1 protein-coding gene is annotated in these 428 nt (G+C 69.2%); it reads right to left on the bottom strand.

What is annotated here, in order from left to right; all coding sequences use genetic code 11:
* Positions 1-428 (bottom strand): hypothetical protein (locus tag GTW67_RS18490; RefSeq protein WP_161165930.1); only part of this gene is annotated, 428 nt, incomplete at both ends.

Here is a 428-nt window from a genome sequence, read left to right as displayed (position 1 = left end):
GAGGCCACCGTCACCGGCGACCACGCCACCCGATAACGCCAGCCCTCGACCGCCGACCACTCACGATCCCTCCGACGCCACGCCGACAACGCCGGCAACACCGCCGTCAGCGACTCACCATCCGCCGGCAACGCCAGCAGATCCGCCACCTCCGACGCATCACCACGCTCCACCGCATCCCAGAAACCAGAATCAGCCGAGTCACGGATGTCGAGTGAGGTGCCGGTCGCGGGCTGAGCCGCCTGGACCCAGTAGCGGTCTCGTTGGAAGGCGTAGGTGGGCAGTTCCACCAGCCGGGGACGGGACGGGGCGAGGAACGCAGCCCAGTCCACGGCATGCCCCCGGACATAGACCTGCGCCAGCGCTTCCACTAGCGAGCTGGCCTCGTCGCGGTCCTTGCGCAGGACCGGGGCGAACACCATCTCCGG

Origin of the sequence: Streptomyces sp. SID5910, from assembly GCF_009862125.1 — a bacterium.
In the GTDB taxonomy this organism is placed as follows: Bacteria; Actinomycetota; Actinomycetes; order Streptomycetales; family Streptomycetaceae; genus Streptomyces.
This window is presented reverse-complemented; position numbering and strand designations above follow the sequence as displayed.